This window comes from Burkholderia sp. YIM B11467 (assembly GCF_052952715.1).
On record NZ_JBQVSQ010000011.1, the window covers coordinates 197987 to 216233 of the forward strand.

The 18247-nt window shown below is 64.6% G+C and carries 17 protein-coding genes; all 17 read left to right on the forward strand.

Annotation, left to right across the window (positions count from 1 at the left end; genetic code table 11):
- Positions 1-52 precede the first annotated feature (52 nt).
- The 17 genes from ACTRWB_RS30885 to ACTRWB_RS30965 all read left to right on the forward strand — a co-directional run bounded on the left by ACTRWB_RS30885 (position 53) and on the right by ACTRWB_RS30965 (position 18084).
- Complete coding sequence (locus tag ACTRWB_RS30885; protein WP_446904073.1) at positions 53-757, forward strand: TetR/AcrR family transcriptional regulator; 705 nt, start codon at positions 53-55, stop codon at positions 755-757.
- Between the two features lie 290 nt (positions 758-1047).
- The gene (locus ACTRWB_RS30890; protein ID WP_446904098.1) at positions 1048-1590 is read left to right on the forward strand and encodes an AAA family ATPase; all 543 of its coding nucleotides are present in this window, start codon (positions 1048-1050) and stop codon (positions 1588-1590) included.
- Positions 1591-1967: 377 nt separating this feature from the next.
- Positions 1968-3416 (forward strand): ATP-binding protein, encoded by a 1449-nt coding sequence (locus tag ACTRWB_RS30895; protein WP_446904074.1) that lies wholly within the window; start codon positions 1968-1970, stop codon positions 3414-3416.
- A complete protein-coding gene (locus tag ACTRWB_RS30900) occupies positions 3413-4048 on the forward strand; it encodes a response regulator transcription factor (RefSeq protein ID WP_193102455.1) in 636 nt (211 codons plus the stop codon). The genes ACTRWB_RS30895 and ACTRWB_RS30900 overlap by 4 nt, the downstream gene beginning before the upstream one ends.
- 129 nt (positions 4049-4177) lie before the next feature.
- Entirely contained in the window at positions 4178-4564 is a 387-nt protein-coding gene (locus ACTRWB_RS30905) for a response regulator transcription factor (RefSeq protein WP_193103088.1), read from the forward strand.
- Positions 4565-4723: 159 nt separating this feature from the next.
- The gene (locus ACTRWB_RS30910) at positions 4724-5281 is read left to right on the forward strand and encodes a lipid-binding SYLF domain-containing protein (protein ID WP_446904075.1); all 558 of its coding nucleotides are present in this window, start codon (positions 4724-4726) and stop codon (positions 5279-5281) included.
- Positions 5282-5363: 82 nt separating this feature from the next.
- On the forward strand, positions 5364-5900 hold the full coding sequence (locus tag ACTRWB_RS30915; RefSeq protein WP_446904076.1) for a glycine zipper family protein: 537 nt from the start codon (positions 5364-5366) through the stop codon (positions 5898-5900).
- A 27-nt stretch (positions 5901-5927) separates the two neighbouring features.
- The gene (locus ACTRWB_RS30920; RefSeq protein WP_446904077.1) at positions 5928-6323 is read left to right on the forward strand and encodes a hypothetical protein; all 396 of its coding nucleotides are present in this window, start codon (positions 5928-5930) and stop codon (positions 6321-6323) included.
- A 16-nt stretch (positions 6324-6339) separates the two neighbouring features.
- Positions 6340-7509 (forward strand): efflux RND transporter periplasmic adaptor subunit, encoded by a 1170-nt coding sequence (locus ACTRWB_RS30925; protein ID WP_446904078.1) that lies wholly within the window; start codon positions 6340-6342, stop codon positions 7507-7509.
- Positions 7510-7520: 11 nt separating this feature from the next.
- On the forward strand, positions 7521-10715 hold the full coding sequence (locus tag ACTRWB_RS30930; RefSeq protein WP_446904079.1) for an efflux RND transporter permease subunit: 3195 nt from the start codon (positions 7521-7523) through the stop codon (positions 10713-10715).
- A gap of 1 nt (position 10716) precedes the next feature.
- Positions 10717-12186, forward strand: a complete 1470-nt coding sequence (locus ACTRWB_RS30935) for an efflux transporter outer membrane subunit (RefSeq protein WP_446904080.1) — start codon at positions 10717-10719, stop codon at positions 12184-12186.
- Positions 12183-13472, forward strand: coding sequence for a paraquat-inducible protein A (locus tag ACTRWB_RS30940; RefSeq protein WP_446904081.1), 1290 nt, complete (start codon positions 12183-12185; stop codon positions 13470-13472). The genes ACTRWB_RS30935 and ACTRWB_RS30940 overlap by 4 nt, the downstream gene beginning before the upstream one ends.
- A gap of 1 nt (position 13473) precedes the next feature.
- Positions 13474-15063: a PqiB family protein gene (locus ACTRWB_RS30945; protein ID WP_446904082.1), complete on the forward strand. Its 1590-nt coding sequence runs from the start codon at positions 13474-13476 to the stop codon at positions 15061-15063.
- Complete coding sequence (locus ACTRWB_RS30950; RefSeq protein ID WP_446904083.1) at positions 15060-15647, forward strand: PqiC family protein; 588 nt, start codon at positions 15060-15062, stop codon at positions 15645-15647. The genes ACTRWB_RS30945 and ACTRWB_RS30950 overlap by 4 nt, the downstream gene beginning before the upstream one ends.
- A gap of 326 nt (positions 15648-15973) precedes the next feature.
- Positions 15974-16261, forward strand: a complete 288-nt coding sequence (locus tag ACTRWB_RS30955) for a cupin domain-containing protein (RefSeq protein WP_343492775.1) — start codon at positions 15974-15976, stop codon at positions 16259-16261.
- A 27-nt stretch (positions 16262-16288) separates the two neighbouring features.
- On the forward strand, positions 16289-16618 hold the full coding sequence (locus tag ACTRWB_RS30960; protein WP_446904084.1) for a DHCW motif cupin fold protein: 330 nt from the start codon (positions 16289-16291) through the stop codon (positions 16616-16618).
- Positions 16619-16956: 338 nt separating this feature from the next.
- Positions 16957-18084, forward strand: a complete 1128-nt coding sequence (locus ACTRWB_RS30965) for an aminotransferase class V-fold PLP-dependent enzyme (RefSeq protein ID WP_446904085.1) — start codon at positions 16957-16959, stop codon at positions 18082-18084.
- Positions 18085-18247: the final 163 nt, after the last annotated feature.

The following is an 18247-nucleotide window of genomic DNA, read 5'->3' on the forward strand; positions in this document are numbered from 1 at the left end:
CCATCCAGCCGGAATGTTTATCTCGAGACGCTCGGGTGCTACCATCCGCGCTATGAAAAAACGCCTCGAACCCGCGCCGCGCGATGTGTCCGTGCCTGTCGAACCGGCTGAAATGGCCGGCGCACGGGCGTCCGAAGGATCATCGTCGCCGGCGGTGGCCGTAGCCGCCGGTGTGCGGCGGAAAAAAGCGCCGGATCAGGTGCGCGCGCAGTTGCTGTCGGCCGCATCGGAGATTGCGACGCATCACGGCGTGGCCGCGTTGACGCTCGATGCGGTGGCCGAGCGTGCGGGCGTGACGAAAGGCGCGCTGCAGTATCACTTCGCGAACAAGCAGGGGCTGCTGGATGCGCTGTTCGGGCAGGCGACCAAGCGGTTCACCGCGCAGATGGCCGCGCGAATGGCCGCGGATTCACGCGGCGACGGCGCGGCGGCGCGGGCCTATCTGCATGCGGTGCTCGATGCGGCGAATCCGGCCGCGAGTACCGATGTGCTGCGCGTGCTGGTCGCGTCGATGATTACCGAGCAGGAGACGCGCGCGCGATGGTCGGTGCCGATGCGGGAATGGACGCGGCCCGATCCCGTGCCGCTCGAGCAAGCCGCCACGCTGATGATCTGCCGGCTCGCGGCCGACGGGCTGTGGATTTCGGAATTGCTCGACAGCGTCGAGGTATCGGCCGAGATGCGTGCGGAGATCGTTCGGCAACTGGATGCGATGAGCAAGGGGGTGTTTCCGAAGGGCGGCGGTGCGGCGGCGTGAGGCGCGTGCTTCGGGAGCCGGTCGCGGTTACGCCGAGGCACGGCGGATGGTTAGCGCGCGAAGGCGCGCGTCGTTCGCTGATGGTTGCGTAGCCATCGGTGTCGATCTCAACCCGGCTTGCTCGCGATCGGGCACTTGGTTATTCTGCTGCACATGAACCGATCGCATACCCGCTCGATTATTTGCGCCGCAATTTCGCCGGCGGGGTAGCCATCGACTGAATGCATGTCATCACAACCCGCCCGGAAGGCGGGTTTTTGCTTTCTGGGCATTCGATGGAGCGCCTGGAAATGCAGACCGACAACAATCACACGACAACCTCGAACGACGCGGTATTGCTCCACATGGTATGCGGCAAGATCGCATCCGGAAAATCGACGCTTACCGCGACGCTCGCGAGCGCGCAGCGGACCCTGTTGATCAGCGAAGACGTCTGGCTCGCTCGCCTGTATCCGGGCGAGATCCTGTCGATCGACGACTATGTCCGATGTGCAAAGCGCATCAAGGAGGTGATGGCCGACCACGTCGCCGCGGTGTTGCAGGCCGGCGTCTCGGTGGTTCTCGATCTTCCGTTCAATACGATCGTTGCGCGTGCATGGGGGCGGGCTGTTGCGCAGGCTGCCGGTTGCGACCATCGACTGCATTACCTCGATGTAAGCGATGCGGTTTGCAAGGCGCGTCTGCGCGTGCGCAATGCGCGAGGGGAGCATCCGTTCCAGGCATCGGACGCCGAGTTCGAGCAGATCACGCGTTACTTCGTCGCGCCGGATCCGGCGGAAGGGCTGACCATCGTGGCTTATGACGAAGCGGGTTCGGTTCGCGCGCAGGGGTGACGAGCGGGTAGTCGGTGCTGTACGTGATCGCGCTGGCGCCGGCACGATTGATGCGATGAACAGTGTTCCGGCATATCAATGACTTCGATCAAGCCTATCGAAAATATCCGCGTTGCGACGGCGAAGATTTCCATCGGAACTGGAATCTAATCGATCGGTATACCTAGAATTGGTTGCGAGTACGTGAGTAATCACGGCTTGCGCCACCGATTCCCAGACGGCAGATAGCAAACGCAACACCACGCATGAAGCGCCGGAACACGGTGGAGCATCGGGGCTATCGCGGTCCGTTCCATGGGGCGGACTGCCGGAGCGACTGCGCGCCGCAGCAGGTGTGACCGTGCGCGGGGGCCGCGTCGCCACGGAGAGAGGCAGTCATGTCTGTCCCTACGCTGGATATCGGGGTCGTGCTGGCGGCGGCCATGGAGTCGTTCGTGTGGCGCTTATATAACTTGCACACGCAACTGCAATCGCCGATCGGCTCGATCAGCGGCCCCGCAGGCCGGCATTCATCTCGTCACGCGCATGCGCGCAGTGTGCCGTCAGGCATTGCTGCGCCGCAATGCGCCGCAGCGTGGCGGGAGCCCCGCGGCGAAGGAATCATCGCGCATGCGGGCTTGCACATTCCGCCGGCGCTGCGCCGCGCGTCGGACGCGGCAGCACGCATCCCCTGGTTCGGCAAGCGGTTGAAACCCGGTCCGGAGCATCGTGAAACGGACACGCCGATGCGTGATGCGTTCGAACACGTGCCGGTCGCGATCATCGGTTTCAACGAGCGCAATGAAATCGCTTTTGCCAATGAAAGGGCAATGGTGCTGTTCGGGTACCACGGCGATGCGTTGACCGGCGTGTCCGGTCGGATGCTGTTTATCGGTTGTTCCGCAGGCGTCGAGTGGGATGCGCGGGCGCAGGTTGCGCCACCCATGCCGCCGCGGGTGCAGTCGATGCAATCGGTGGTGGCGAGACGCAGCGACGGAGCGGAATTCCCGGCGGAAGTGACGACGAGCGAATGCTGCGTCGACGGCGCGCCGACCCGGCTCGCGGTGATCGTCGATCGCAGCGAGCGGGTCGAATTGCAGCGAAGCCGGCAGGAGCTCGCGCATCTCACGCGTATCTCCGCGCTCGGCGAACTGGCGGGGTCGCTCGCGCATGAACTGAACCAGCCGCTGACCGCGATCCTCAGCAACGCGCAGGCCGCACAGCACTTCCTGGTGGCGGACCCGGTCGACCTGCACGAGGTGCGGGAAACCCTGAAGGACATCGTGGATGACAATTGCCGCGCGGGCGAAATCATCCGAAAAATGCGCGCGCTCGTCCGTAAGGGCGACGTGGATCTGCAGCCGCTCGACGTCGGCGGTGTCGTTCGGGACGTCGTGCTGCTCGTGCATAGCGACGCGATCATGCGCGGGATCCGGACGACGCTCGACATCGAAAACGAACTCCCGGTCGTGCGCGGCGACCGGGTGCAGCTTCAGCAGGTCGTGCTCAACCTTCTGCTCAATGGATTCGACGCGGTACACGACGGGCCTGCCGTGGATCGTGTCGTCACCACACGGGTATGGGCCGAGCCCGATGGGGCCGTGCGTATCTGCGTGTGCGATCGTGGGCATGGGCTGACGGTCAACCAGCTCGACAAGATCTTCAAGCCGTTCTTCACGTCGAAGCCGCACGGGTTGGGATTGGGCCTGTCGATCAGCCGGACGATCATCGCCGCGCACGGCGGCCGTCTCTGGGCGGAAAACAATGCGGACCGCGGCGCGTCGTTCCATGTGGCGTTGCCGGCATCGGGTACGGCGGAATCGAACCACGCGCACCGGCAGCCATGAGCGATCCCGCTTCGATTGTCTTCATCGTGGACGACGACGCTTCGGTACGACACGCGCTATCACGGCTCGTCCGGTCGTCGGGCTACCGGGCCGAGTCGTTCGAGTCGGGACGCGCGTTTCTCGACGCAGCCGACCTGACGAATTGCCCGGCGTGTCTGCTGCTGGATCTCCAGCTGCCGGACGTGAACGGGCTCGAAATCCAGCGCACATTGAATGCGGCGCTGCCGATCATCTTCATTACCGGGCACGGCGATATCGGCACGACCGTGGACGCAATGAAGGCTGGTGCGGCCGACTTCCTGCCGAAGCCGGTCAGCGACACGGTTCTGCTCGACGCAATCAGGCGCGCGCTCGAGCGTTCGATGCAGATGGGCGAACGTCGCCGGGAACTCGCGAGCCTCCAGGCGCGCTTCGATCGCCTGACGCCGCGAGAGCGGGAAGTCATGACGCTCGTCGTGACGGGCCGCCTGAACAAGCAGGTCGCCGACGATCTCGGCATCGCCGAAAAAACCATCAAGATTCATCGCGCACGCGTGATGGAGAAAATGGAGGCGGCGTCGCTGGCGGACCTCGTGCGCCTCGCCGACAAGCTCGGCTTCGGCGCTTCGACATCCATGCGCCCTGCGCGCTGACCCCCCGCTCGGCGCATCCACCGTCACGACGCGGGACCAAAGTCTTATACCGGTTTCGCTTTGCGCCTGATAGCCTCAATTTGCGGGATCGCTGTGACGCGGTCAACGGCCGAATCCGGAATTCTCACAATGGGTAACGTCAAGCAATTCGTTGCGGTTGTCGACGACGATGAATCGGTGGGCCGGGCGATCAAGCGTCTGTTGCGATCCGTCGGCATCGGTGCGGACGCTTTTCAGAGTGGCGACGATTTTCTCGACACGCTCGCGTCGATGCCGTCATACCGCCCGGCTTGCGTGATTCTCGACATACAGATGCCCGGGCTCAACGGACTCGAGGTGCAACGGCGCCTCGACGGCACCGGCGTGCCCGTGATCGTGATCACCGCCTACGACGACGTCGCCGTGCGTGAACAGGCGCTCGCGGCCGGGGCGATCGCCTATGTGCGCAAGCCGTTCAACGATGCACTGCTGATCAAGACCGTGTGCACGGCACTGGGTATCGCGTCGCCGTCGTGACGGCATATCCGCGCCGGTGCCGCCGGTGCCCTATGGGACCAAAGTCCCATTGTTCTTGATGAATGCGGCAACCACACTGGAATCCGACAACGTGCGGCCGATGTCATCGGCGATGGCGCGGGCTTGCACGATTGCGGGAATTCAACGGGAGTACGCATCATGATCGAATGCATACGCAAGCTGGCCGCGATCTCGCTGCTCGCCGTGACGGCGGCCTGCTCGACCAGTCAATCCGGTACCGAATCCGGGGACGCCGTCCTCGACCAGGATGCGCAGGCAGCGCTGGCGAATCTGTATGTCGCCACGCCGCAGGCGAAGGACGTGGCGGCCAAGGCCAAGGGCATTCTCGTGTTTCCGAGCGTGGTGCGAGCCGGGTTCATTGCCGGCGCGTCGCACGGTACGGGCGAATTGATCGAGGGTGGCAAGGTCACCGGATACTACGCGACGACATCGGTGACTTACGGTCTTCAGGCGGGTGTCCAGACCTACGGGTACGTGATGATGTTCATGTCGGACAAGGCACTCGACAACCTCAAGACGAGTGCCGGTTTCGAAGTCGGCATGGCGCCGACCGTCGTGATCGGCGATGCCGGCGCCGCCAGGAATCTGACTACGGCCACGCTACAGTCGGATATCTACGCGTTCATCTTCGACCAGAAGGGATTGATGGCCGGGATCGGCTTGAGAGGATCGAAGATCACCCGCCTCAATCGATGAAGCAGGCGCCGCTTGCCTGCCGCACGCAGTTGAACGGTGGCGTGGATGGCGGTCGGAAGACCAGGTGGAAGCGAGGCCACACATGGAATGCGCGTTGCAGCGATCGAAGCCTGCACGGCCAGGTAAGCATGGCGCGGCCTGCAAGCGGCGATTCGCATCCTTCGCGACGGGTCTTGTCGCATTGACGCTTGGCGGCTTCGCTGTTGCGCAACAGCCGATCTTCTATCCCGCGAAGGGGCAGAGTGCGCAAAAGCAGCAGACCGATACGGCGGAATGCCAGGTATGGGCGAAGCAGACCACGGGCGTCGATCCGGTTGCCCTCGCGCAGCGCGCCGCCTCGCCGTCCGCTCAGCCGCCACCGCAGGGCGGCATGTTGCGAGGTGCCGCGGGCGGTGCAGCCATGGGGGCGGCGATCGGTGCGATCGCGGGCGATGCCGGCAAGGGTGCGGCGATCGGCGCGATCACCGGCACGGCCGGCGGCGGCATGCGCCGGCTGCGCCGGGAAGAGGCCGCTGCCCGGCAGGAGCAGGCCGTGGAGAGCAGCACCGCGAGCCAGTTGTCGACGTTCATGCGCGCCGTGACCGCATGCATGAACGGGCGGGGTTACACGAGCCAATAGTCATCGGAGCCGAGCGGTGGACGCACCATGAACAACCTCGTACGGACGGCGCTGGCGGCAACCTTCCTGCTGGATTGTGCGGGCGCATGCGCAGGTGATTTCGACGGAAGCAAGCCGTTGTTATGCGCGACGGTCGAGGCCCACGCATGCGATCCGGGTCTTGCTTGCGTGCGTGCGCTACCCGCGGACGTCGGTGCGCCCAGGTTCCTGTCCATCGATTTCAACAAGAAGACGATTGCCGGGCCCGCGCGCAGCGCACCGATTCAATTCATGGAGCAAGGCCAGAACCAGATCGCGATGCAGGGCACCGAACTCGGCTTCGCGTGGACCCTCGTGCTCGACACGCGCGACGGGACCATCACCGCGACCCTTGTCAATCGCGAAGACGCCGTGGTGGTGTTCGGAGACTGCACGGCGAAGTAGCGTCGGGAATCATCCCATGAAGCCCGTAACCCTCATTCTTTCGATGCCGCTGATCGCGGCCCTCACCGTCTGCACCGGATGCAAGAAGCCCGCAGCGATCCCGACGCTCGGTGCGCCTGAAGTGACGGTCGTGACGATCGCGCCACGCGACACGCCGGTGGACTTCGAATTCACCGCGCAGACGCAGAGTTCGCACGAGGTCGAGATTCGTGCGCGGGTGGACGGATTCCTGGACAAGCGCACCTATGTCGAAGGTCAGATGGTGAAGGCTGGCCAGACGCTCTTCCAGATGGACCACAAGCCGTTCGACGCCGCGCTGCAGACTGCGAAGGGGCAGCTCGCGCAGCAGCAGGCGAGGCTCAACGTCGCGAAGGAAAATCTCGCGCGGGTCAGACCGCTCGCCGCTCAGAACGCGCTGAGCAAGAAGGATCTCGACGACGCAGTCGGCAACGTGCAGCAGGCCGAGGCCGCCGTGATCGCCGCGCAGGGGCAGGTGCAGACGGCGCAACTCAACCTCGGCTACACGACGATCAAGTCGCCGATCACCGGCCTGTCGAGTTTCGCCCGGCAGCAGGACGGCAGCTACGTCACGGCCACTGCAGCGGGACTGCTCACGTACATTTACCAGCTCGACCCGATGTGGGTGAACTTCAGCATTTCGGAAAACGAGATGCTCAAGCGCCGCGATGAAATTGCGAAAGGAAAGCTGCGCTTTCCGCCGAACGACGAATTCGTCGTGACACTCGTGCTGGCCGACGGTACCGAGTTTCCGCAGCGCGGGCGGATCAATTTCGCGAATCCGGCATTCAGCACCGACACCGGAACGTTTCTGGTGCGCGCCGTGTTCGACAACCCGAACGGCACGTTGCGCCCCGGGCAGTTCGTGCGCGCGCGCGTGTCCGGCGCGACGCGGCCCGGCGCGGTGCTGGTACCGCAGCGCGCTGTCCTGCAGGGCGCGAAGAGTCACTACGTGTGGGTCGTCGACAACGAATCGAAGGCGCATCAGCGCGTCGTCGAAGTCGGGGAATGGCACGGCGACGACTGGTTCGTCACCGACGGGCTGAAGGCCGGCGAGCGCGTGGTGGTCGACGGGGCGATCCGCGTGGCGCCGGATACGCCGCTGAAGATCGTTGCCGGAGCGCCGCCGTCGGCCGCGAGCGGATCCGGCGTCGCCGCGGCCCAGTGACGGGCGGCTTCATGAACATCTCTCACTTCTGCATCGACCGGCCGATCTTCGCGTCCGTCATCTCGATCGTCATCACGCTGGGCGGCGCATTGACGATGCTTGCGCTGCCGGTGGCCCAGTACCCGGACGTCACGCCGCCGCAGATCACGATCGCGGCCGCCTATCCGGGCGCGAGCGCGGACGTCGTCGCCAACAACGTGGCCGCGCCGATCGAGCAGCAGGTCAACGGCGCGGACAACATGATCTACATGAATTCGTCCAGCTCGTCGACCGGCAACCTGACGATCAACGCGTACTTCGAGATCGGCACCAACCCCGAACTCGCGCAGGTGGACGTGCAGAACCGCGTGAACCTGGCGCTGCCGCAACTGCCGCAATCGGTGCAGGCACAGGGCGTGCAGATCCAGAAGAAATCGTCGGCGTTCATGATGGTCATCGCGATCTATTCGCCGCAGGAACGCTACGACGCGACCTATATCGCGAACTACGCGAACATCTACGTGCTCGATGCGATCAAGCGCATCGGCGGGGCCAATCAGTCCGCCATCTTCGGCACGCCCGACTATGCGATGCGCATCTGGCTGAAGCCGGACCGCATGGCGCAACTGGGCATCACCGCAGCCGACGTCCAGCGCGCGGTCGCCAACCAGAACCAGCAGTTCGCGGTCGGGCGGCTCGGTCAGGCGCCGACCGGCGGCGCGGTCGAGCAGTCGTTCGCGGTGACGACCCCGGGCCGCCTCGCCGAGCCGGCCGACTTCGACAACATCATCATCCGTGCGGCGAGCCAGGGCACGGCGATCGTTCGCCTCAAGGATGTGGGGCGGGCCGAGCTGGGGCAGAAGGACTATTCGATTCGCAGCCGTTTCCAGGGCAAGCCGGCCACGATCATCGCGGTCTATCAGCAACCGGGCGCCAATGCGCTCGATGTGTCGAAGCAGGTGCGCGCGACGCTCGCGGACATGAAGAAGTCGTTTCCCGAAGGGCTCGACTACCAGATCGCGATGGACACGACGGAATTCACGCGCGCGTCGATCACCGACGTCGTGCACACCTTCTTCGAAGCGCTGATCCTGGTCGTGATCGTCGTGTTCGTGTTCCTGCAAAGCCTGCGCGCCACCATCATCCCGGTGCTGGCCGTGCCGGTGTCGATTCTCGGCACGGCGATGGGCATGGCGCTGCTCGGCTTCTCGATCAACATGCTGACGCTGTTCGGGATGGTGCTCGCGATCGGCATTGTGGTCGACGACGCGATCGTCGTGATCGAGAACGTCGAGCGCAACATGACGGTGCACAAGCTCGACCCGAAGGCGGCCGCCAAGCGGGCCATGGACGAGGTGGCCGGGCCGGTGGTGGCGATCGTGCTGGTGCTCTGCGCGGTGTTCGTGCCGGTCGCGTTTCTCGGCGGCATCACGGGGCAGCTTTACAAGCAGTTCGCGATCACGATCGCGATTTCGGTGGTGATCTCGGGCGTCGTCGCACTGACGTTGTCGCCGGCGCTGGCCGCGCTGCTGCTCACGAGCACGCACCACGAGAAGAAGGGCTTCTTCCGATGGTTCGAAAACGTGTTCGCGCGGCTGACGGCCGGTTACGCGCGCGCGGTCAGGTTCGTCATCAAGCGCTTCGTGCTCGCGCTTGTGCTGTTCGGCGGCATGATCGTGCTGACGGTGCTGATGTTCAGGACGATCCCGGGCGCGTTTCTGCCACCGGAAGATCAAGGCTACCTGCTCGGCGCGATCGTCATGCCGGATGCGGCGAGCCTCGACCGCACGGGCGACGTGTCGCAGCGGGTCGCCGACTACTTCATGAAGCAGCCGGCGGTGAGCAGCGTGACGACGATCGACGGCTTCAGCCTGCTCGACAGTCAGAACAAGAACAACGCCGGCACGTTCTTCATCGGCCTGAAAGGCTTCGACGAGCGCTACAAGTTCGCGAACATCAGGACGCAGAACGCCCGCGCCGTGCTGGTCGACGCGTATGTGAACCTGTCCGGGATCAGGGAGGGCATCGTCATTCCGGTCAATCCGCCGTCGATTCCGGGGCTCGGTACGACCGGCGGCACCGAGGTATGGGTGCAGAGCAAGGGCGACGCGTCGATTGCCCAGTTGGCGGGTGTCGTGCAGGACTTCGTGAACAAGGCGAAAGCGCGGCCGGAGCTGTCGGGCGTGACATCGACCTTCAACGCATCGTCGCAACAGCTGCTGGTCGATGTGGATCGCGACAAGTCCGAGACGCTCGGCGTGCCGATCCAGGACGTGTATAGCGCGATGCAGACGATGTTCGGCTCGCTTTACGTGTCGCAATTCAACCGGGCGAGCCGGCTCTGGCAGGTCATCCTGCAGGCGGAACCGTCCTACCGCCTCAAGCCGCAGGACCTGGACCAGATCTACGTGCGCAGCACGAACGGCAACATGGTGCCGCTCAAGTCCGTGGTGTCCTACCGATACGTGACGGGCCCGGACCTGATCACGCGGTTCAACAATTTTCCCGCGGTCAAGATCACGGCCAATGCGGCGCCCGGCTACAGCTCCGGCCAGGTCATCGCCGTGCTCGAAGAGCTTGCGGCACAGTTGCCGCCCGGTTACGACGTCGCATGGAGCGGCGAGGCCTACGAGGCGCGCAAGGCGGGCGGAACGTCCGGCCTGGTGTTCGGCTTCGGCCTCGTGATGGTGTTCCTGATCCTCGCCGCGCAATACGAGAAGTGGTCGCTGCCGTTCGGCGTACTGATGGCGGTGCCGTTCGCGATGTTCGGCGCGCTGGTCGCGATCATGCTGCGCGGGCTCAATAACGATGTCTACTTCCAGATCGGGCTGACGATGCTGGTGGCGCTGGCCGCCAAGAACGCGATCCTGATCTTCGAGTTCGCGGTGATCAACCGCGAGGCGGGCGCATCGCCCTACGACGCGGCGCTCACCGCGTCGGAAGAGCGCTTGCGGCCGATCGTCATGACCTCGCTGGCGTTCATCCTCGGCGTCGTGCCGCTGGCGATCGCGCTGGGCGCGTCGGCGAACAGCCGCCATTCGATCGGCACGGGCGTCATCGGCGGGATGCTCGGGGCCACGGCGATCGCCGTGTTCTTCATCCCGATGTTCTATTACCTGCTCGAGGCGCTGTCGTCGCGCTCGCGCGACCAGGCCCTGCCGCCTTCCCCGGGGGCCGGCCCCGGGTCGCCGCACACCGCTCCATCCGCACCCCGCAAGGACGGCTGACATGCGACGCGCCGCGTTCTGGCGCCTCTGCGCGCCGGTCTTGCTGATGGGCTTGAGCGGATGCCTGCTCGGCCCGGACTACGTGCGGCCCAAGGTCGACGTGCCGGCGTCGTTCCGGTTCGCGTCCGGCGAGGCCGTGGACGTCGCCAACAGCGCGTGGTGGGAGCAGTTTCAGGACCCGACACTGAACGCGTTGATCGCGACCGCGCTGGCGGAAAACCGCGACCTCAAGGTGGCGTCGGCGCGCGTCGACGAATTCCTCGGTCAGTTCGTCAGCACGCGCTCGGCGTTGTTTCCGCAAGTCGCCGCCGGGTTCGACGCCACGCGCCAGCGCTCGTCGCGCAGCGGCGCGATTCCGCTGCCGCCGACGGTGCCGTCGGTCTCGAACCAGTTTCAGGCGACCCTGTCCGCCACGTGGGACCTCGACCTGTTCGGCAAGGTCAGACGCGAAACGGAAGCCGCGCGTGCCAACCTGCGCGCGAGCGAGGAAGCGCGCCGCGCGACGATCCTGACGCTGGTGGCGTCGGTTGCGTCGTCCTACATCACGCTGCGCAGCCTGGACCGCCAGCTGGAGATCGCGAAAGCGACGACAGCGAGTCGCGCGGACTCCGTCAAGGTATTTACCGCGCGCTTCAACGGGGGCGAAGTATCGCAGATGGAGCTTGCGCAGAGCCAGTCCGAATACGAGACGACGCTGGCGACCATCCCGCAGCTCGAAACGCAGATTGCGCAACAGGAGGACGCGCTGTCCGTGCTGCTCGGCCGCAATCCCGGCCCGATCGTACGCGGCCGCGTGCTCGCCGAGCTGGAGGCACCCGCGGTTCCCGCGGGGTTGCCGGCGGATCTGCTCGAACGCCGGCCCGACCTGCTGCAGGCGGAACAGAACCTGATCGCGCAGAACGCACTGATCGGCGCGGCCCGCGCGCTGTACTTCCCGTCGATTTCGCTGACCGGGCTGTTCGGTTCGGTCAGCGCGCAGTTCTCGAATCTCTTTACCGGGCCCGCGCGCGTCTGGTCGTTTGCCGGATCGGCGACGCTGCCGATCTTCACCGGCGGCAACATTACGGGCCAGGTCCGCCAGGCGGAGGCGCGTCAGCAGGAGGCGCTCTATGCGTACGAGAAGGCGATCGAGGTCGCGTTCCAGCAGGTCGAGGACGCGCTGATCGGTTCGCAGAAGTCGCGCGAGCAGCTCGCCACGCAGGCGCGCCAGATCGACGCGTTGCGCACCTACGAGCGGCTCGCGCGGTTGCGCTACGAGGGCGGTTATACGAGCTATATCGAGGTGCTCGACGCGGAGCGCACGCTGTTCAACGCGGAGCTGTCGTACACGCAGACGCGCAGCGCGACGCTCACGTCGCTCGTCAGTCTCTACATGGCGATGGGCGGGGGCTGGGTCGTCACGGCCGAGCGGACGACCGCACCGCCGCACGCCGACGCCAATCGACCCGTTTCCGACGAGGGGCCGAGATGAACCGCGCCGGCCTGATCGTGTGCCACGAATGCGACCTGTTGCAGCGGAACGTGCCCGTGGCACCTGGCGGCGCGCTGCGGTGCCGGCGCTGCCACGCCGAGCTTTACCGGAATCGCGAGGACAGCCTGACGCGCGCGCTGGCGTTTGCCACGGCCGCGGGTGTGCTGTTCGTCATTTCCAACCTGTACCCGATTGTCGGCCTGTCGGTCGGCGGGACAGTGGTCGAGACGACGCTCGCCGGATCCGTGCGCGTGCTGTATGCGGACGGGATCTGGCCGCTCGCCGGCCTCGTGTTCGCGACCACGATGCTGATGCCGCTCGTGCAGATCGCCGGCATGCTCTGGCTGCTGGTGCCGTTGCGGATGAACCGCGTGCCCGCGTGCGCGGCGCTCGTGTTTCGGCTCTGCCACCTCGCGGCGCCGTGGGGGATGACGGAAGTGCTGATCCTCGGCTTGCTGGTGGCGCTGGTCAAGCTGGCCCACATCGCGAGTGTCGTGACGGGCGTCGCGCTCTATTCGTTCGGCGGGCTGATGCTCGTGCTTGCAGCTGCCGGCGCGGCGTTCGATGCGCACGAATTGTGGTCGCGTATCGACGCGGCGCGAGGCCACGGCGACGGGCGCGGCAGCGGCATGCCAGTGCCGCGCGGTGCCGTCACGGCCGCCGATTGCGGCCTCGCGCTGTGCCACGACTGCGGGCAACTCGCGCGTGCGCCGGCCGACGTGCACGATCTGGCCTGTCCGCGCTGCGGCGCGGCGCTGCACCTGCGCAAACCCGCGAGCGTGTCGCGCACGTGGGCGCTCCTGATTGCCGCGATGGTCCTCTACATTCCCGCGAACGTGCTGCCGGTGATGTACACGAGTTCGCTGTTCGGCGCGCAGAAGGACACCATCCTGAGCGGCGTGGTCTATCTGTGGGTCTCCGGTTCGTGGCCGCTCGCGGTCGTGGTGTTCGTCGCGAGCATCGCGGTGCCGCTGCTCAAGATTCTCGCGCTCGCATATCTCGCATTCACGGTCCAGCGGCATTCGCGATGGCTGCGGGAACCGCGTACGCGCATCTATCGGATGGTCGAATTCGTCGGGCGCTGGTCGATGCTCGACATCTACGTGATCACGATGCTCGTCGCGCTCGTGCAGTTCCAGGCGCTGGCGACGATCAAGGCCGGTCCTGCGGCGATCGCGTTCGGGGCGGTGGTCGTGCTGACGATGTTCGCGGCGACGACATTCGACCCCCGCCTGATCTGGGACACTGGAGAGCAGCATCATGGGTGGCCCCGAGCAGAAGCCTGACATGCCGGACATACCGGACGCCGTCGCGACGACGCGCTCGCGCTGGCGCATGCAACTCGTGTGGCTCGTGCCGATTGTCGCGGTGCTGATCGGCGGATGGCTGGCCGTGAAGGCCGTCATCGAACAAGGCCCGACGATCACGATCACCTTCAGGACCGGAGAAGGTCTCGAAGCCGGGAAGACGAAGATCAAGTTCAAGAACGTCGATATCGGCGTCGTCAGGTCGGTGGTGCTGTCCACCGATCACAAGCGCGTGGTGGCGACCGCCGATATCTCCAAGGACGCGACGACGCTGCTGGTCGACAACACGCGCTTCTGGGTCGTCCGCCCGCGCATTGCCGGCGGCACGGTGTCGGGCCTCGGCACGCTGTTGTCCGGTTCGTTCATCGGCGCCGACGTCGGCGATGCGAAGGGCGCGCGCCGCGACTTCACCGGCCTGGAGGCCCCGCCGGTGTTCACGAGCGACGAGCCGGGCCGGACGTTCGTGCTGAAAGGCATGGACATGGGGTCGATCGACGTCGGCACGCCGGTCTATTTCCGGCGGCTCCAGGTCGGGCAGATCGTTTCGTATTCGCTCGACGCGGACGGCAAGGGCGTGACGGTGCACGCATTCGTCAATGCGCCGTACGACCGGTTCGTGAACACGGATTCGCGGTTCTGGCACGCGAGCGGCATCGACGTCGCGCTCAGCCCCGACGGCTTGCGGGTCGAGACGCAGTCGCTGGTGTCGATCATGATTGGCGGCATCGCGTTCGAGACGCCCGGCGAGCCGCTCGAGCAGGCGGCGGCGCCGACCGACATGACGTTCACGCTGTACCACGACCGCGCGGAGGCGATGAAGCGCCACGACGCCATCGTCGCGAAGTATCTGGTGAACTTCACCGATTCGGTGCGCGGCCTGACGGTCGGCGCGCCGGTCGATTTCCGCGGCGTGACGGTTGGCGAAGTGACGGGAATCTATACGCGCTTCGATCGCGAAACCCGCAAGTTCAGCATTCCTGTCGAATTCAATCTATATCCGGAGCGTTTCACGTCGCGCTACCGGACAGGTGCCAAAGGCGGGCGCCTTTCCCAGCACCCCGAGCAATTGGCGAACATGCTGGTGGAGCGCGGGCTGCGCGCGCAGTTGCGGACCGGCAACCTGCTGACCGGACAACTCTATGTCGCACTGGATTTCTTTCCGGGTTCAGCGAAGGCGTCGATCGATTGGGCCTCCAACCCGCCTGAACTGCCGGCGATTCCGGGATCGCTGCAATCGCTGCAGGATTCGGTGACGCACCTGATGGCGAAGCTCAACGGCATGCCGCTCGACAAGATCGGCAACAACGCGCAACAGACCTTGGCGAGTGCCAACCTGCTGCTCAAGCAACTCGACACCGTGGTACCGCAGGCGCGCGATACGCTGGCATCGGCACACTCCGCGCTCGATTCGGCGAACAGTGCGCTGCAGCCGGGCTCGGATCTGCAGCAGAACACCGGCGACGCGATGCGGGAGATTGCCCGCACGGCTGCGGCGTTCAGGAACCTGGCGGACTACCTCGAGCGGCATCCGGAAGCACTGGTGCGGGGCAAGGCGGAGGGCCGGCCATGACACGCATCCATTCGCTCGTCCCCGTGGTGCTGATGGCCGGATTGCTCGGCGGCTGCGGCAGTTCGCCGACGGCCCGTTTCTACACGCTGAGCCCCGATGCGACGCTCACCGCCGACGGTGCCGCCATGCCGGTTTCTGTCGTGGTCAATCCGGTAACCGTGCCTGAACTCGTCGATCGCCCGCAGATCGTTACACGCGTTGCCGGCAATCAGGTGTCGCTGGATGAGTTTGCGCGCTGGGCGGAACCGTTGAGGTCCGATATCGCCCGTGTCATCGCCGCCGATGTTGGCCAGTTGCTGGGCTCGCCGCGCGTCAACGTGTTCGACGCGGGAGCGGCTGCGGCGCCTGCCTGGCGTGTTCGTGTTGACGTCATGCGCTTCGACGCGATATCGGGCGAATCGGTCACGGTCGAAGCCCAGTGGGCCGTGCGGCCGCCGGGGAAGGCGGCGGCGGTGACGGGCCGTTCCGTTACGCGCGAGCCCGTGCAGGGGAACGGTTACGAGGCACTCATCGGCGCGTACGATCGTGCGATTGCCGCAGTGAGTCGCGATATCGCGTCGGCCATCCGAACGAGCGCGCCTTAGCCAAGCGATTCGAAGAGAACAACGCGGACAACTCGAATGCCATTGGCTGCGGTTGCTCGCGCGAAAAGTCTTGATGCAAGATCCCCTTTGTATCCGTCCTGTGTCTTCCGTCATTCGGCGATGCAACACCCTTGCCGCGTTGTTTCTCACGCAAACAGGGTGTGGCGTCTTCGCGAGCAATCTGTTTGTGTCTGAAGATGCGCGGCATCTTTAGAATGGGTGTCGCGTCTGACGGGGCGCTTTCAATACGCAATGGTTCGGCCGTCGACAGGGTCTGACGGCCGACCGATGGACCTCGTCGCAGACTTTACTTTGGGAGAAACACGATGCACGACCGTCCGAAAGCAGTCCCGACACGCCAGGTATCGAACGAGCGCGTGATCGTCACCGAATGGCGATTTGCGCCCGGTGCCGAGACCGGCTGGCATATCCATCAGCATGACTATGTCGTCGTGCCGCAAACGGACGGCCAGCTTCTCCTCGAGACCACGCAAGGCAACCGCGAGTCGCAACTGCATGCCGGGAGCAGCTATGCGGGGTTGAAGGGCGTCGAACACAATGTCGTCAACGCGACTGAACACGAAGTCGTGTTCATCGAAGTGGAGATCATCTGAGAAGCGCTTAGAAAAGGGAGATGAATGATGAAAATGACTGGCATCCCGTTCGGCACGACCGACTGGAGCGCAGTGGAACCGACGGAACACAACGGAGAGCGCGGCGTCGCTCGCTGGCGGACACTGCAATTCGGCGATATTCGGGTGAGGCACGTTGAATATTCGGCCGGTTACATGGCGGATCATTGGTGCGTCAAAGGTCACATCCTCTATTGCCTTGAGGGCGAGTTGCTGACAGAGCTCGACGATGGGCGACAGTTCATCCTTCGACCGGGCATGAGCTACCAGGTCGCCGACAATGCGGAAGCGCACCGGTCGTCCACGCAGGCAGGCGCCAAATTGTTCATCGTTGATTGAACCGGTTGCAACCAGATTCGGTTGGTCGTAGTCGACCCGATTCGGTGATGAGTGTTTGCCCTAAGTCGCATCGTCAAGTCCGACTCGTGATCCCGAACTGTATTGGCCGTTGCCCGTGAGCCGACGTGGGCGTCCTCGCGGATGTCCTGCTTGGGGCGGCGGCCGCACACCTTCGTGCGCGCGCCAGACAGCAGACAAAATATGCCCAAGTGGCACGCGGTGTTCGCTAGAATCTGCTTTCGTCGAGGAAACAACGTATTTGCATTGGTGCAGAGCGGTATCCGGTTACAGACGCTGCTCGCCCTGATTCGATTGTTCATCTATTACCGGAGGCGGGCATGCCAGGTTTACTTCCCGATGTCGACCGCGAGGGGCTCCTCGAATATTCAGTGGTTTACACGGATCGGTCGGTCAACCATATGTCGCAGCGCTTTCAGGGCGTCATGCGCGACATTTCCGCTACGCTGAAAAACGTCTACAACGCGAAGTCGGCCGTGATCGTCCCCGGCAGCGGGACGTTCGGCATGGAAGCCGTTGCCCGGCAGTTCGCGACGAACAAGAAGTGTCTGGTTATCCGCAATGGCTGGTTCAGTTTCCGCTGGTCGCAGATTTTCGACATGGGCAGCATTCCGTCCGAATCGATCGTGCTGAAGGCGCGTCCGGTCGAACCGGGAAGACAGGCCCCGTATGCACCGGCCCCGATCGACGAAGTGGTCGCTGCGATCAAGGAAAACAAGCCGGATTTCGTTTTTGCGCCGCATGTCGAAACCGCCTCCGGGATGCTGTTGCCCGATGACTATTTGCGCGCGGTGTCCGACGCCGTGCATGCCGTCGGCGGCATGTTCGTCCTGGATTGCATCGCCTCCGGTACGGTCTGGGTCGACATGCAGGCCAGTGGTGTCGATATCCTGATCAGCGCACCGCAAAAGGGGTGGAGCGCGTCACCTTGCTGCGCAATGGTCATGCTCAGCCCGCTCGCCCGCGAAAGAATCGATGCAACGACCAGCACCAGCTTTGCCTGCGATCTCCGCAAGTGGCTGCAGATCATGGAAGCCTACGAGAACGGCGGGTTCGCGTACCACGCGACGATGCCCACGGACAGTCTCACGACGCTGCGCGACGTGATGAAGGAAACCGAGGCATACGGTTTCGAAAAGGTGAGAGCGGAGCAGCTTGAACTCGGCAAGCGCATTCGCTCACTGCTGACCGACAAGGGTTTCAAAAGCGTGGCGGCCGAAGGTTTTCAGGCGCCGGGCGTCGTGGTCAGCTACACGGACGATGACGGCATCCGCTCCGGGAAGAAATTCGCCGATGTCGGTTTGCAGATCGCGGCGGGCGTTCCGCTGCAATGCGACGAGCCCGAGGATTTCAAGACCTTCCGCCTCGGATTGTTCGGCCTGGACAAACTGCATGATGTCGACGGCGCGGTCGCCAGGTTCGCCGACGCGTTGAACCGCGTTCTGTAGGTCTATTTTCCGCAGTAGGTGCGTAGCAGCGTCGTTGCCGGTGGCGTGTGCTACGCACGTCCTTGTCGTTGCGGCCACACTCATTCCTTGAGCGCTGGCCTTACAGGCGGTGCAGCAGATCCGGAAGTTCGAACCGAGCGCGCCGATCAAATCGCAAGAAAAC

Bases quoted from the DNA above. Each gene is read 5' to 3' on its own strand.
- ACTRWB_RS30935 (WP_446904080.1), top strand. From the start codon at position 10,717: ATGCGACGCGCCGCGTTCTGGCGCCTCTGCGCGCCGGTCTTGCTGATG.
- ACTRWB_RS30925 (WP_446904078.1), top strand. From the start codon at position 6,340: ATGAAGCCCGTAACCCTCATTCTTTCGATGCCGCTGATCGCGGCCCTC.
- ACTRWB_RS30910 (WP_446904075.1), top strand. From the start codon at position 4,724: ATGATCGAATGCATACGCAAGCTGGCCGCGATCTCGCTGCTCGCCGTG.
- ACTRWB_RS30940 (WP_446904081.1), top strand. From the start codon at position 12,183: ATGAACCGCGCCGGCCTGATCGTGTGCCACGAATGCGACCTGTTGCAG.
- ACTRWB_RS30920 (WP_446904077.1), top strand. From the start codon at position 5,928: ATGAACAACCTCGTACGGACGGCGCTGGCGGCAACCTTCCTGCTGGAT.
- ACTRWB_RS30915 (WP_446904076.1), top strand. From the start codon at position 5,364: ATGGAATGCGCGTTGCAGCGATCGAAGCCTGCACGGCCAGGTAAGCAT.
- ACTRWB_RS30965 (WP_446904085.1), top strand. From the start codon at position 16,957: ATGCCAGGTTTACTTCCCGATGTCGACCGCGAGGGGCTCCTCGAATAT.
- ACTRWB_RS30930 (WP_446904079.1), top strand. From the start codon at position 7,521: ATGAACATCTCTCACTTCTGCATCGACCGGCCGATCTTCGCGTCCGTC.
- ACTRWB_RS30950 (WP_446904083.1), top strand. From the start codon at position 15,060: ATGACACGCATCCATTCGCTCGTCCCCGTGGTGCTGATGGCCGGATTG.
- ACTRWB_RS30890 (WP_446904098.1), top strand. From the start codon at position 1,048: ATGCAGACCGACAACAATCACACGACAACCTCGAACGACGCGGTATTG.
- ACTRWB_RS30945 (WP_446904082.1), top strand. From the start codon at position 13,474: ATGCCGGACATACCGGACGCCGTCGCGACGACGCGCTCGCGCTGGCGC.
- ACTRWB_RS30955 (WP_343492775.1), top strand. From the start codon at position 15,974: ATGCACGACCGTCCGAAAGCAGTCCCGACACGCCAGGTATCGAACGAG.
- ACTRWB_RS30960 (WP_446904084.1), top strand. From the start codon at position 16,289: ATGAAAATGACTGGCATCCCGTTCGGCACGACCGACTGGAGCGCAGTG.
- ACTRWB_RS30885 (WP_446904073.1), top strand. From the start codon at position 53: ATGAAAAAACGCCTCGAACCCGCGCCGCGCGATGTGTCCGTGCCTGTC.
- ACTRWB_RS30895 (WP_446904074.1), top strand. From the start codon at position 1,968: ATGTCTGTCCCTACGCTGGATATCGGGGTCGTGCTGGCGGCGGCCATG.
- ACTRWB_RS30905 (WP_193103088.1), top strand. From the start codon at position 4,178: ATGGGTAACGTCAAGCAATTCGTTGCGGTTGTCGACGACGATGAATCG.
- ACTRWB_RS30900 (WP_193102455.1), top strand. From the start codon at position 3,413: ATGAGCGATCCCGCTTCGATTGTCTTCATCGTGGACGACGACGCTTCG.